At 70.7% G+C, this 13,845-nt stretch carries 10 protein-coding genes; 5 read left to right on the forward strand and 5 right to left on the reverse strand.

Annotated elements, in window-relative coordinates:
• Positions 1-53: 53 nt before the first annotated feature.
• Positions 54-2,750, reverse strand: coding sequence for a bifunctional acetate--CoA ligase family protein/GNAT family N-acetyltransferase (locus RR1_RS16130; RefSeq protein ID WP_010836486.1), 2,697 nt, complete (start codon positions 2,748-2,750; stop codon positions 54-56).
• Positions 2,743-4,014 (reverse strand): acetoin utilization protein AcuC, encoded by a 1,272-nt coding sequence (locus RR1_RS16135; RefSeq protein WP_040772101.1) that lies wholly within the window; start codon positions 4,012-4,014, stop codon positions 2,743-2,745. The genes RR1_RS16130 and RR1_RS16135 overlap by 8 nt, the downstream gene beginning before the upstream one ends.
• Before the next feature lie 150 nt (positions 4,015-4,164).
• Between RR1_RS16135 and RR1_RS16140 the strand changes: the two genes are divergently transcribed.
• Together RR1_RS16140 and galE are read left to right on the forward strand one after the other, a co-directional pair.
• Entirely contained in the window at positions 4,165-4,857 is a 693-nt protein-coding gene (locus RR1_RS16140) for an iron-dependent transcriptional repressor DtxR (protein WP_040772113.1), read from the forward strand.
• A 4-nt stretch (positions 4,858-4,861) separates the two neighbouring features.
• Positions 4,862-5,854, forward strand: a complete 993-nt coding sequence (gene galE / locus RR1_RS16145; RefSeq protein WP_010836489.1) for a UDP-glucose 4-epimerase GalE — start codon at positions 4,862-4,864, stop codon at positions 5,852-5,854.
• 38 nt (positions 5,855-5,892) lie between these two features.
• Here galE and RR1_RS16150 read toward each other — a convergent pair whose 3' ends face one another.
• Together RR1_RS16150 and RR1_RS16155 are read right to left on the reverse strand one after the other, a co-directional pair.
• Positions 5,893-7,017 (reverse strand): DUF4192 domain-containing protein, encoded by a 1,125-nt coding sequence (locus RR1_RS16150; protein ID WP_071990679.1) that lies wholly within the window; start codon positions 7,015-7,017, stop codon positions 5,893-5,895.
• Between the two features lie 117 nt (positions 7,018-7,134).
• Complete coding sequence (locus RR1_RS16155) at positions 7,135-7,830, reverse strand: hypothetical protein (RefSeq protein WP_010836491.1); 696 nt, start codon at positions 7,828-7,830, stop codon at positions 7,135-7,137.
• A gap of 252 nt (positions 7,831-8,082) precedes the next feature.
• Between RR1_RS16155 and RR1_RS16160 the strand changes: the two genes are divergently transcribed.
• The 3 genes from RR1_RS16160 to RR1_RS16170 all read left to right on the forward strand — a co-directional run bounded on the left by RR1_RS16160 (position 8,083) and on the right by RR1_RS16170 (position 12,683).
• The gene (locus tag RR1_RS16160) at positions 8,083-9,045 is read left to right on the forward strand and encodes a proteasome assembly chaperone family protein (protein WP_010836493.1); all 963 of its coding nucleotides are present in this window, start codon (positions 8,083-8,085) and stop codon (positions 9,043-9,045) included.
• A gap of 82 nt (positions 9,046-9,127) precedes the next feature.
• On the forward strand, positions 9,128-10,162 hold the full coding sequence (locus tag RR1_RS16165) for an alpha/beta fold hydrolase (RefSeq protein ID WP_010836494.1): 1,035 nt from the start codon (positions 9,128-9,130) through the stop codon (positions 10,160-10,162).
• Between the two features lie 16 nt (positions 10,163-10,178).
• A complete protein-coding gene (locus tag RR1_RS16170; RefSeq protein ID WP_010836495.1) occupies positions 10,179-12,683 on the forward strand; it encodes a DEAD/DEAH box helicase in 2,505 nt (834 codons plus the stop codon).
• Here the strand turns inward: RR1_RS16170 and RR1_RS16175 are convergent.
• Positions 12,670-13,827 (reverse strand): cation:proton antiporter, encoded by a 1,158-nt coding sequence (locus tag RR1_RS16175; RefSeq protein ID WP_010836496.1) that lies wholly within the window; start codon positions 13,825-13,827, stop codon positions 12,670-12,672. The two genes, RR1_RS16170 and RR1_RS16175, sit on opposite strands and share 14 nt — an antisense overlap.
• Positions 13,828-13,845 lie beyond the last annotated feature (18 nt).

Genomic DNA, 13,845 nt, shown 5'->3' on the forward strand with positions numbered 1-13,845 from the left:
CCAGGGCTCGTGTGCTCCGGGGCTCGTGCGCTCGGGGGCCGGCTGCGCCGGGGTCAGCGCAACCTGCGAGGCCCGAGGTCGACGGCATTGGGCTCGGGACCGATACGGACCCGGCAGTCGGTGATCGCCGCGCCCTCCGCGGAGGCGAGCACCGGCTCGCACACGAGTTCACGAACCTCCGGGAGGTCGTCGGCGAGCGTCGAGATGCGCTGCACGAGATCGACGAGCGCCGGCTTGTGGACGGGAATCGCGTTGCGGTAGCCCGAGAGCAGGGGTGCGGCCTTCGGCGCGTCGACGATCTCGGCGGCGTCGTCCTCGGTGAGCGGCAGCACACGGTACGCGCGGTCGCCGAGCAGGTCCGAGATGACGCCCGCGAGCCCGAACGACACGAGCGACCCGAACGACGGATCGTCCTGGACGCGGATCGTGCAGCCGATACCCTTCGGCGCCATCCGCTGGATCTGCAGGAGCGGATCACCTGTGGCGCGGGCGAGTTCGCGATACGCCACGCGCACCGCGTCCGCGCTCCACAGGTCGAGCCGCACACCCCCGAGATCGGGCCGGTGCCGCCACAGCTCACCCGTCGCCTTGACCGCGACGGGATACCCGAGATCCCCGGCGATGCGCACGGCGTCGTCCTCGGTCGTCGCCATCCGGAACTCCGCGACGGTCACGCCGTAGCACGACAGCAGGTCCGCGGCCTCGGCGTCCGAGAGCCACCGCCCGGGTGACGCCGACGACCAGCCCTCGACGAGAGAGCGCGCACGTTCCGGGTCGATCCCCTCGGGCCGGACGACGCGCGAGCGGGGCCGCTCGAGCCACTGCGCGTACCGCCACGCCCGCGCGAGAGCGAGCGCGGCGCGCTCGGGCCCGGGATACGAGGGCACCGAGCCGCGCACGGGGGTGCCGTCCTCCCCCACCACCCTCAGGACGTCGGGGATTCCCTCCGCGGCGAGGAACGTCGTCACGACGGGCTTGTCGGTGCCTGCGACGGCGTCCTTGAGGGCTCGCGCATAAGGCTCGACGGGAACGGCGACGGGCGGGACGTAGACGGCGACGACCGCGTCGACCGACTCCGACGCGAGCGCCGATCCCACGGCGTCCGCGAACTCGGCGGGCGATGCCTGCGCACCGAGGTCGATGTTCGTCTCGACGCGGAGTCCCTCGCTGCGCGCGGCGTCGGTCGCGAGGACGCCCAGCGCGGAGGAGTTGCCGACGACGGCGACGCGCGGCCCCTTCGGCAGCGGCTGATAGCCGAAGAGCAGTGCGGCGTCGAACAGTTGCGCGATGGAGCCGACCTGGATGACACCCGCCTGCTCGAACAGCGCACGCACGATCGAGTCGTCGATCTCGACGCCGGTTGCCGCGAGCGCGGGCGGTACCGCGTGCCGTCCGCTCTTGACGGCGACGATCGGCTTGCTCCGGGCGACGCGACGCGCGATCCGCGAGAACTTGCGCGGATTGCCGAAGCTCTCGAGGTACAGCAGGATCACCTCGGTCGCGGCGTCGGTGTCCCAGTACTGCAGCAGGTCGTTGCCCGACACATCGGCGCGGTTGCCCGCCGACACGAACGAGGACACCCCGATGCCGGTCCTGGGCGCTTCGTCGAGGATCGCGATGCCCAACGCGCCGGACTGGCAGAAGAATCCGACGTTGCCGCGATCGGGCAGCACCGGGGCCAGTGTCGCATTGAGCGAGACGGCGGTGTCGTTGTTCGCGACGCCGAGCGCGTTCGGGCCGATGACCCGCATCCCGTGCTCCCGCGCGGCGTGCACGAGCGAACGTTCCTTGCTGCGACCCTCGGGTCCCGACTCGCCGAACCCCGACGAGACGACGACGAGCGCCCGCACGCCCTTCGCGAGGCAGTCGTCGAGCACGGCGTCGATCGCCTCGGCGGGAACCGCGACGACGGCCAGATCGACGTCGTCGGGAATGTCGCGCACGGTGGGATAGGCGCGGACGCCCTGTACCGACCGATGCTCGGCGTTGACGGGGAACACCGGGCCCGCGAAACCACCGCGCAACAGGTTCACGAGGACCGCGCCGCCGACCTTCGCCGGATCCGACGAGGCACCGATCACCGCGACCGATTCCGGCGCGAGAACGTTGCGGACGCTGCGGGCCTCCGCGGCGCGCTCGCGCGAATTGCGTACGGACACCAGCGCTTCGGTGGGATCGATCGCGAACAGCAGCCGGACGACACCGCCCTCGTAGCTGCGCGAGACCTGGTAGCCGGCCTCCCGGAAGACCGTCACCATGTTGCGGTTCTCCGCGAGCACCTCGGCGACGAACTCGGTCAGCCCGTTCTCGGCGGCCGCCGCGGCGAGATGCTCGAGCAGGATCGGCCCGAGCCCCCGTCCCTGATGGTGGTCGGCGACGACGAACGCGACCTCCGCTGACTTCCCGTCGCCTTCGTTGACGAGCCGCTCGTAGCGTCCGACCGCGATGATCTCGCCGCCCAGCAGCATCACGAAGGCCACGCGGTCGTGATGGTCGACGGTCGTGAAGCGCACGACGTCGCGATGCGACATCGTCGGGTACGGGCCGAAGTACCGCAGGTAGCGGGTGCGTTCGGAGAGCCTGCCGTGGAACGCGATCAGTTTGTCCGCGTCCTCGGGAACGATCGGGCGCAGCGCGACGGTGCCGCCGTCGTTCGCGAGGACGTCGGCGACCCAGTGCTTCGGGAAGCGGTGCGCCTGCTCGAGCACTGCCTGCTCGTCGGCGGCGCCCGCGGTCTGGGCGTCAGTCACGGGGATCCTCCGGGTCGAGGCCGAGCAGCGGGAACGCGGCGCGGCGGGTGGCGGCGATCGCGGCGTCGACGCGCGTGAGTGCGCGATCGACGGCCGGGGTTCCGGTCTCCGGGGTACCACCTGGACCGTCCCATGCGCGATAGGCGGTGTCGCCGCCGTCGCTCATGCACTCCGGAAGCTCGATGTCGGCGATCACCCCGGCGGCCTGTGCGCGCCACGGCTCGGGCACGAGCGTCGAGGGATCGAGATCGCGGCCGAGTGCCGCGGCGATGAGATGCGTCCACGCGCGCGGCACGACCCGCACCAGCCCGTATCCGCCGCCTCCGACCGCGAGCCACCGCCCCTCGCACAACCGATCGGCGAGATCGCGCATCGCGAGGAACGCCGCGCGCTGTCCGTCGACGGTGAGCGCGAGGTCGGCGAGCGGATCCTCGCGATGATTGTCGACGCCGCACTGGCTCACGACGATCTGCGGTCCGAACGCCTCGACCGCGGCCGGCACGACGGCGTGGAAGCCGCGCAGCCAGATCGAGTCGACGGTGCCGGGGAGCACCGGGAGATTGACGGCCGTGCCCTCCCCCGCGCCGTCGCCGATCTCGCTCGCCCAACCCGTGTTCGGCCACAGTGTCGCGGGATGCTGGTGGATCGAGACGGTGAGGACCCGCGGATCCGACAGGAACGCGTGCTGGACGCCGTCACCGTGATGAGCGTCCACGTCGATGTAGGCGATGCGGTCGAACCCGTTGTCCAGCAACCACGAAATGGCGATCGCGGCATCGTTGTAGACGCAGAACCCGCTCGCCCAGTCGGGCATCGCGTGATGCATCCCGCCCCCGATGCTCACCGCCCGCCGCACCCTGCCGGACGCGATCTCGCGTGCGGCCGCGAGCGACCCACCCGCGAGCGCGGCGCTCGCCTCGTGCATGTGCGGGAACACCGGATTGTCGTCGTTGCCGAGCCCGTGATCGAGGTCGAGCGCCGTCACGCCGTCGCGGCCCGACTCGCCCGCCACCTTCACGGCGTCGAGGTACGCCCGGGTGTGGATGCGCAGGATCTCGTCGTCGCTCGCGCGATCGGGACGGACGGTCTCGACGCCGTCGAGTACACCGAGTCCGGCCGCGAGATCCATCGTGAGCACGAGCCGCGTCGGGTTCATCGGATGCGTCGCGCTCCACCGATAGTCGAGATACTCGGGTGTCCAGATCACCGAGCCGTCACCGGCGTCGTGCACGGCCGTCTCCGGCGAGAGTGGCGATGCGGTCATGTGGTGCACGCTACTGTGCGGCGGGACGGAAGTCCCGGCGATCACCGGCGACCCCGGAAGCGCAGGCAGCGGGCGTCTCGCCCACACGATCGAGCATCCCCGGTTCACGCGCGCGAAATGTAGAATCGTTCCAGACGAAGGGGTGTGAGTGTGAAGGACCTGGTCGACACCACGGAGATGTACCTCCGGACGATCTACGACTTGGAAGAAGAGGGCGTGGTGCCCCTTCGGGCGCGTATCGCCGAACGACTCGAGCAGAGCGGCCCGACCGTGAGCCAGACGGTCGCGCGCATGGAGCGCGACGGCCTGCTGCGCGTCGCGGGCGACCGCCACCTCGAGCTCACCGACAAGGGACGCGAACTCGCGGTCGCGGTGATGCGCAAGCATCGCCTCGCGGAACGGCTTCTCGTCGACGTCATCGGGCTGCGGTGGGAGGACGTCCACGCCGAGGCCTGCCGCTGGGAGCACGTCATGAGCGAGGAGGTCGAGCGTCGTCTCGTCGACGTCCTCGACAATCCGACGACCTCGCCGTACGGAAACCCGATTCCGGGTCTCGAGCAACTCGGCCTCTCGCACGACGGCACGAGCGCCGGCGGCGAGTCGCTGCTGCGGCTCACCGAACTCTCGCAGGGCCGGCCCGTCGCGGTCGTCGTGCGCCGGCTCGCCGAATACGTCCAGTCCGATCCGGACGTCATCGCGCGGTTGCGCGACGCCGGCGTCGTCCCGGACGCGCGGATCACCGTCGAGGTCAAGCCCGATCACGTCCTCATCAGCGCTTCGGGCCACGACGAGGTCGCCCTGGCCAACGAGATGGCGCACGCCGTCCAGGTCAAGCAGGTCTGACTCGATGCGACTACTCGTCACCGGTGGCGCCGGATACGTCGGAAGCGTCTGCGCCACAGTCCTTCTCGAACGCGGCCACGACGTCACGATCGTGGACGATCTGTCGACCGGCAATGCCGACGCCGTCCCCGAGGGCGCACGTTTCGTCGAGGGCGACGTCGGCTCGCTCGCGCCGTCACTGCTCGGTGCGGGACTCGCCGAGCCGCGCTTCGACGGCGTCCTGCACTTCGCAGCGCAGTCGCTCGTCGGCGAATCCGTCGCGGTGCCGGAGAAGTACTGGTACGGCAACGTCGTCACGACACTCGAACTCCTCGAGGCGATCCGGCTCTCGGGCACTCCCCGGCTGGTGTTCTCGTCCACGGCGGCGACCTACGGTGAGCCCGAGCACTCACCCATCACCGAGGCCGACCCGACCCGTCCCACGAATCCGTACGGTGCGACGAAGCTCGCGATCGACAACGCCATCACCTCGTACGCCGCGGCGCACGGACTCGCGGCGGTGAGCCTGCGCTACTTCAACGTCGCGGGCGCCTACCGCGGTGCGGGCGAGAATCGCGTCGTCGAGACCCATCTCATCCCGCTCGTGCTGCAGGCCGCCGCGGGGCACCGCGACAAGATCTCGATGTTCGGCACCGACTGGCCGACGCCGGACGGCACGCCCATCCGCGACTACATCCACGTCCTCGATCTGGCGTCGGCGCATCTGCTGGCGCTGGACGCCGCGCAGCCGGGGCGGCACGACATCTACAACCTCGGCAGCGGTGCCGGATTCAGCGTGCGCGAGGTGATCGCGGCGTGCGAACGCGTCACTGGCATCACAATTCCCGTCGAGGCGGCGCCACGCCGTCCCGGTGATTCTGCGGTGCTCGTCGCGTCGAGCGATCGCGCGATCGCCGAGCTCGGATGGCGGCCGGAGCACACCGATCTCGACGAGATCGTCGCCGACGCGTGGCGATTCCTGCGCGACCTCGGCGATCGGGCTCACTCCGCTCCCTGACCTCGAGTCCCCGCTCCCCGGTCCGTGCGATCCGGCCGTCATCCGTCGGCCGGATCGCCCATGACACCCAGGTCCGCCGCGACCTGCCGTCCCACGTCGGCGAGTTCGGCGACGATCTCGGGCCGCACCCCCGCGTGCAGCGAGGTGTCGAGCATGGCGGCGAGCCGGTGGCCGGGGTACGCGTCGAGTGCCGCCGCGAGCGCGACGCCGGCGAGTGGACCGTCACCGCGGACGTAGGCGCCGAACGCGACGAGCGTCGCCGCCTCCGCCCGCTCGCGTCCCGGTAGCCGGCGCGCGAGTTCGAGCCAGAATCCGTCGCATCCCGGTCGGTCGATCGCCGCGAGCATCGCGTCGCGCACCCGGTGCCGCGTGAGTGCCGCACCCGCCCTCGCCCACCGCCCGGGGTGCACGACTCCCCCGCGCGCGTGACGACGCACGGTGTCGAGCACGTACCGGGCCTCCGCCGCGTCCGTGTCCCCGCCACTGCCTCGCGCCGCCTCGCGCAGGCGGGCGAGTTCGGCTGCGGCGACGGCGTCCGGGCGTGGCTCGAGAAGGTTCTCGAGTTCTCGTCTCGAGTCCCGTAGCGGCCTGCCCCGGAACACGTGGGCCGCAGCGACGGCGGAGTTCCGCGGGTCGGACTGCACTCCGCCGCGCAGGTCTTCACCGCCCAGATCGTCACCGCGCACGTCGTCCTCGGGGCCGGTGATCGCGTACCACCGTTCTCCCGTTCCGATCGCCGCAGCGAACAGCACCGCCGGAACCTCGACGCCCGAGGGTGCGAGAACGTCCTCGAACACCGCCGCGAGGTCGGCGAACGCCTCCCGTGCGGCGCCGGGCGCCCCGAGATCGGGGTGTACCGCCACCGGAATCACCGCCCGTGCACCGTCCCGGACGCACACCGCACCGAAGTGCGCGAGTGCTCCCCGGGCCGCCCCGTCGATGCCGCCCGCCGCGTCGAAGGACAGATCGTGCCGCATCACCGCGTCGATCGTCCCCGAGGTCCCCCGCGCGCCGAGCGCGAGCACCAGCAGGGACCGATCGGGCCGGAAACCGAGGAGCGCGGGCAGCGCCGCGAACACGGCGCCCGGCGCGTCGAGCACGATCGTGCCGGCGAACGGGTCGGGGCCGGTGCAGCGGTCTCGTGAATCGGGATGTGATGTCATGCCCCGCACGGTCGCGGCGAGCACCGACGGAATCGCCGTCACGAGCGCGCCGCGAACCCCGCTTGTGGAGAACGGGTCGGCTGTGGAGAACCGACGGGTCCGGGCGGTACGACCGGATCAGCGCGCGCTCGCGAACCGGACGGCGTCGGCGAAGGTCGTTGCGAGAGCGGCGGTGTCGGCCTCGCCGTCACCGAACACGAGCACGCTCGCGACCACGCGGATCGCCCCCGTCTGCGCGACGTACACGACCACCTCGCGCTCGTCACCCACGTCGGCGGTGATCTCACGGGCGTAGCCGTACGCGGTCGCCCGCGAGAGCCCGAGTTCCGCGGCGCCCGGCACCGCGCGCTCCTCCGTCCGTACGTCGGCTCTCGCGCCGAACGTCGAGACCGTGTACTCGCCGCACTCGCCGACCCGGCTTCGCAGCGCGTCCAGCGACTCCCCCGAGCGCAGCACCTGCACCGACACGCTCGATCGCGTCGCGGCGTCGGTTCCCACCGCCATCGCGGCGTTCGCGGCGCCGTAGGCCTGACGGGGCGCCGTACATCGCAGCGGGTCGACGACGGCGCCGCGTGCGACGCCGTCGAGATCCGCGGACGCCGATGCGGTGGCCGCCGGGTCGAGGACGGTGGCGGGATAGGCGGCGGGGAACTCGTCCGCGGGGAGCAGCAGCGAACCGAGATCGCCGCCGGGCTGCGCCGCGAAGACGGGCGCGGCGGCGCGCGGGGACCCGTCGATCGACGGGGCGCACCCGACGAGGGCGGCGACGGTGACCGCGATCACCGTCGTGGTGATTCCCGCGCGTGTCGTCACCCTGACCGTCCCCTTCCGTCGGTGACGCAAACCCTGCCACAGCGGGTGCTCTCGACGGCGGATCGACACCGCCCCCCGAAACTCGGCACCGCGAATCTCGGCGTGGCCGGAATCGCGCGGCGCCCACATGCGTTGTGCGACTCGACGCCCGGATTCGGCACTCGGTACCCGGATGCGGTGTCGTGGCAGCGAATGCGGGACACTGGACGGTGAGCGTGACCGGGGGCACGGCATGAAGCGGAAGGGTTCGTGATGGACGAGCAGTCGAAGATGTACGAGTTGGAGTTTCCGGCCCCGCAGGTGGCGTCACCCGACGGCCTCGGTCCGGTCCTCGTGCACGGCCTCGAAGGCTTCTCCGACGCCGGTCACGCCGTCCGGCTCGCGACGGAACACCTGCGTGGGGCACTCGAGACCGAACTCGTCGCGTCGTTCGCGGTGGACGATCTGCTCGACTACCGGTCGCGCCGGCCGATGATGACCTTCGAGTCCGACCAGTTCACGGGATACGACGAGCCCGAACTGAACCTGTACGCGGTCCGCGATTCCGCGGGAACGCCGTTCCTGCTGCTCGCGGGCCTCGAACCGGATCTCAAGTGGGAGCGCTTCACGACGGCGCTGCGCCTGCTCGCCGAGCAGCTCGGCGTCCGCCAGATCATCGGGCTCAACGCGGTCCCCATGGCGAGCCCGCACACACGTCCGCTCGGCATCACCGCGCACTCGACGGACAAGTCGCTCATCGCGGACTACCGCAAGTGGCCCGGACGCATCCGGATCCCGGGCAGCGTGTCATCGCTCATCGAGTTGCGTTTCGCGCAGCACGGCTTCGACGCCGCCGGTCTGTCGGTCCACGTCCCGCACTATCTCGCGCAGACCGACTATCCGGCCGCTGCGGAGACGCTGCTCGAGAACGTCGCCGAACTGACCGGGCTCGAGTTCCCGCTCGTAGCGCTCGGACACGCGGCCGCCCGGGTGCGCGAGGAGATCGACGAGCACGTGACCGGCAACGAGGAGGTCGAGGCCGTCGTCACCGCCCTCGAGGCGCAGTACGACGCGTTCGTCACGGCACAGGAACGCGGCGCGGACCTGCTCGCCCAGGACGGCGAACTGCCGAGCGGCGACGAGATCGGCGCCGAGTTCGAGCGTTTCCTCGCCGAACAGGCCGGTGACGACGGCTCCGGTCCCGCCGGAGGCGACGGGCGCGGCCCGATCGGTTAGGTTCGAGTCGTGCCGGACCAGCGCGGTGCGGCACGGCACACGATCCCGCCCTCCGGCCGACTGTGACGAAGGGACACCACCGATGAGCAGCAGTCGACGAACGCTGCGGCCCGTCCCCGACGACGAGCCGCGACTCGAGTTCCGCACCGTCCACGGCTACCGGAGGGCGTTCCGCATCGCGGGAGAGGGTCCCGCGATCCTGCTCGTCCACGGTATCGGCGACAACTCGACCACGTGGACCGAGGTCTTCCCGCATCTCGCCCGCACACACACGGTGATCGCTCCCGACCTGCTCGGGCACGGGCGATCGGACAAACCGCGCGCCGACTACTCCGTCGCGGCGTACGCGAACGGTATGCGCGATCTGCTCTCGACGATCGGGGTCGGCCGCGTCACGGTCGTGGGCCACTCGCTCGGCGGCGGCGTCGCGATGCAGTTCGCGTATCAGTACCCGCAACTCGTCGAGCGGCTCGTGCTCGTGTCGTCCGGTGGCGTGACGAAGGACGTCCATCCGCTGCTGCGGCTCGCGACGGTGCCGCTGCTCAACGAGGCGATCAAGGCGCTGCGGCTGCCCGGCAGCGCGACGGCGCTGCGGCTGCTGGGCGCGGCTCTCGCGGCCATCGACAGCAGCCGGTTGCGGCCCGGCGCGATGCTCCACGACACCCCGGATCTCTTCCGCATCCTGCGGGATCTGCCCGATCCGACCGCCCAGGAGGCGTATCTGCGGACGCTGCGGGCCGTGGTCGACTGGCGCGGTCAGGTCGTGACGATGCTCGACCGCTGTTATCTCACGGAAGACCTGCCGGTCCAGCTGGTCTGGGGCGACGAGGACGCCGTCATTCCCGTCGAGCACGCGCATCTGGCGCACGCCGCGATGCCGCACTCGCATCTCGACATCTTCCGGGGCGGCGGCCATTTCCCGTTCCACGACGACCCGCTGCGCTTCGTCGAGGTCGTCGAGCGCTTCGTTGCGGCGACGCACCCGCTCGTGTACGACGAGTCCCGCTGGCGCGACAAGCTGCTGGCCGGTCCCGGTGAGGCGACGATCGTCGGCAGTGCGTCGACCCGGATGGCCGTGCTCGACGCCATGGGCAGCGACGAGCGCAGCGCGACCTGACCGATAGCCTGTACCGGTGTCCCTCGCCGATCTCGCCGCCGACGTCTCCGATCCCGATTCCGTCTACGACGCGTTCACGGCATGGACGGCGGATCGCGGTCTGACGCTGTACCCGGCGCAGGACGAGGCGATCATGGAGCTCGCGACGGGCTCCAACGTGATCCTCGCCACGCCCACGGGGTCCGGTAAGTCGATGGTGGCGGTCGGCGCCCATTTCGCCGCGCTCGCCCAGGGCCGCCGCACCTACTACACCGCGCCGATCAAGGCTCTCGTGAGCGAGAAGTTCTTCGCGCTGTGCGAGGTGTTCGGTGCCGAGAACGTCGGCATGACGACGGGCGACGCCTCGGTGAACGCGTCGGCACCGATCATGTGCGCGACCGCCGAGATCGTCGCGAACCTCGCACTGCGGGAAGGCGCGCAGTCGGACATCGGCCAGGTGGTGATGGACGAGTTCCACTACTACTCCGATCCGCAGCGCGGGTGGGCGTGGCAGGTGCCGATCGTCGAACTCCCCCACACGCAGTTCCTGCTGATGTCGGCGACGCTCGGCGACGTGAGCTTCTTCGAGAAGGACCTCACGCGCCGCACCGGGCGGCAGACCACCGTCGTCGCCGGATCCGAACGGCCCGTCCCTCTCACCTTCTCGTACGCGACGACGCCCGTCGCGGAGACGATCGAGGAACTGACCACGACGCACCGGTCGCCCGTGTACGTCGTGCACTTCACCCAGGCCGCGGCCCTCGAACGGGCTCAGGCGCTCACGAGCGTCAACCTCCTCTCGCGCGAGCGGAAGGACGCGATCGCCGACGCGATCGGCTCGTTCCGGTTCACGACGGGCTTCGGCAAGACGCTCTCGCGGCTCGTGCGGCACGGGATCGGCGTCCATCACGCGGGCATGCTCCCGAAGTACCGCCGACTCGTCGAACGGCTCGCACAGGACGGGCTGCTCGAAGTCATCTGCGGCACCGACACTCTCGGTGTCGGCATCAACGTTCCGATCCGCACCGTTCTGCTGACGGGCCTGACGAAGTTCGACGGCACCCGCACCCGGCACATTCGGGCGCGCGAGTTCCATCAGATCGCGGGACGCGCCGGACGGGCGGGCTTCGACACGATGGGCACCGTCGTCGTGCAGGCTCCGGAACACGAGATCGAGAACATCAAAGCGCTCGCGAAGGCCGGCGACGACCCCAAGAAGCGGCGAAAGGTGCAGCGCAAGAAGGCTCCCGAGGGATTCGTGTCGTGGAGCGAGGCGACCTTCGACAAGCTCGTCGTCGCACCGCCCGAGCCGCTGACGTCGCGGTTCGCCGTCACCAACGCGATGCTCCTCAACGTGATCGCCCGTCCGGGTAGCTGTTTCGACTCGATGCGGCACCTGCTCGAGGACAACCACGAACCCCGCGCACGGCAGCGTCGCCACATTCTCGACGCGATCGCCCGCTACCGGGGCCTGCTCGACGCCGGCATCGTCGAGCGGCTCGACGAACCCGATCCCGAGGGCCGCCGCGTCCGGCTGACGCTCGACCTGCAGCGCGATTTCGCACTGAACCAGCCGTTGTCGCCGTTCGCGCTCGCCGCGCTCGACCTCCTCGATCCGGAGTCACCCGAGTACGCCATCGACGTCGTGTCCGTCGTCGAGGCGACGCTCGACGATCCCCGGCAGATCCTCATGGCCCAACAGCACGCCGCGCGCGGCGAGGCCGTCGCGCAGATGAAGGCCGAGGGCATCGAGTACGACGAGCGGATGGAGTTGCTCGAGGAGGTCACGTGGCCCATGCCGCTGGCCGACCTGCTGCATCCCGCCTTCGAGACGTACCGCGGCGCACATCCGTGGATCGCGGATTTCCGGTTGTCACCGAAGTCGGTGGTCCGCGACATGATCGAGCGCGCGATGACGTTCTCCGATCTCGTGAGCCGGTACGGGCTCGCACGCTCGGAGGGCGGCGTGCTGCGGTACCTCGCGGACGCGTATCGCGCACTGCGCCAGACGGTTCCGGCCGAGGCCCGCACCGAGGAGCTCGAGGATCTCATCGAGTGGCTCGGCGAGCTCGTGCGGCAGGTCGATTCGAGCCTGCTCGACGAGTGGGAGCAGCTCACCGATCCTGCGGCGCAGCCCGACGACGAGCAGGCCGCGTTCGGTACAGACACCCCGCGCCCGATCTCGCAGAACGTCCGCGCCTTCCGGGTGATGGTGCGCAACGCGATGTTCCGCCGCATCGAGCTCGCGTCCCGCCGCCGGTGGGACGAGCTCGCCGGCCTCGGCGACGGGCTCGACGCGCAGGACTGGGAGTACCTGCTCGATCCGTACTGGGACGAGTACGACGAGATCGGTACCGGCCAGGATGCCCGCGGGCCGCTCCTCTTCCAGGTCGAGCAGACGCCGACGCTGTGGCGTGTGCGTCAGGTCCTCGCCGATCCACAGGGCGATCACGGCTGGGCGCTGCTCGGCGAGGTGAACCTGGCCGAGTCCGACGCCGCCGGCGAGGTGATCTTCGACGAGTTCGAGGTCAGCGAGGGCTGACCTCCCGGCGGCCACCGAGCGCGAGCGCGAGGGACGGCAGCACGAGCACCGTCACCGCACCGCCGAACACGAGGACCGACGCGTTCTCCCCGCTCATCTCGCCGGCGGCGACGGCCACCTGCGTCACCGCGACGACGATGGGAAGGCCGGTCGAGGCGAACAGCGCGATGCGGACCCGGTCGCGGACGGCGAAGCTGCGCTCGACCAGGAAGACCGGGAGTCCGCGGACCAGGAGAATCAGCCCCACGAAGATCAGCGGCAGCCACGGGTGCGCCGCGACGGCACGGAGGTCGATCGCCATCCCCGCGCCGACGAAGAAGACGGGAACGAGCAGCCCGTAGCCGATCGCGCCGAGCTTGGATTCGAGCACCGGAGCGTCGTCCGGCGCGATCGTGCGCAGAATGAATCCCGCGGCGAACGCCCCGAGGATGATGTCGAGATCGAAGGACGACGCGACCGCGAGCAACAGGACGAGCAGCACGACGACGGCACGCACGGGCGTCTGCGACGTCGTCTCGAGTCCCCGCGCGACGACGGCGCCGAGCGCAGATGCGGCGAGCCGCCGATGCACGAGCCAGACGACGAGTGCGGCGACCACGAAGCCCGCGAGCGCTATCAGCTCGGCGAGCGCGCCACGGGCTCCGAGCAGCACCGACATCGCGACGACGGGACCGATCTCACCGATCGCGCCGTGGGACACCACGACTCGGCCGAGCCGCGTCTCGGTGAGCTCGTTGTCGGTGAGGATCGGCAGCAACGTCCCGATCGCGGTGGAGGTCAGCGCGATCGCGACGGCCACCTCGGCCGTGACCGCGCCCGCGGCGGCGAGACCGAACACGAGCGCGAAGGCGAGCGCGAGACACACGAGCCACGTGAGGGTCGCGCGCCGGCCGGTGCGGCCGCGCAGTTCGTTCGGGTCGATCTCGTACCCCGCGAGCAGGAACAGCATGCCGAGGCCCAGCTCGCGCAGGATGTCGACCTCCGAGCCGAACGACGCGAGACCGAGTGCATGCGGGCCGATCGCGATGCCGAACGCCAGCATCACGACGACCTCGGGGATGCGCCCACGCAGGGCCGTCGCGACGAACGACGCCGCGAGCCCCGAGGCGAGGATGCTCACCAGCGACCACCACACGTGCGTCATGACGACAGTCTGCGGACA

Source organism: Rhodococcus rhodnii NBRC 100604 (genome assembly GCF_001894925.1).
GTDB lineage: Bacteria > Actinomycetota > Actinomycetes > Mycobacteriales > Mycobacteriaceae > Rhodococcus_F > Rhodococcus_F rhodnii.

What these genes read in the sequence shown, in the direction of transcription:
- galE (WP_010836489.1), top strand. Translation starts at nt 4,862, where the DNA reads ATGCGACTACTCGTCACCGGTGGCGCCGGATACGTCGGAAGCGTCTGC.
- RR1_RS16135 (WP_040772101.1), bottom strand. Translation starts at nt 4,014, where the DNA reads ATGACCGCATCGCCACTCTCGCCGGAGACGGCCGTGCACGACGCCGGT.
- RR1_RS16175 (WP_010836496.1), bottom strand. Translation starts at nt 13,827, where the DNA reads ATGACGCACGTGTGGTGGTCGCTGGTGAGCATCCTCGCCTCGGGGCTC.
- RR1_RS16160 (WP_010836493.1), top strand. Translation starts at nt 8,083, where the DNA reads ATGGACGAGCAGTCGAAGATGTACGAGTTGGAGTTTCCGGCCCCGCAG.
- RR1_RS16165 (WP_010836494.1), top strand. Translation starts at nt 9,128, where the DNA reads ATGAGCAGCAGTCGACGAACGCTGCGGCCCGTCCCCGACGACGAGCCG.
- RR1_RS16150 (WP_071990679.1), bottom strand. Translation starts at nt 7,017, where the DNA reads ATGACATCACATCCCGATTCACGAGACCGCTGCACCGGCCCCGACCCG.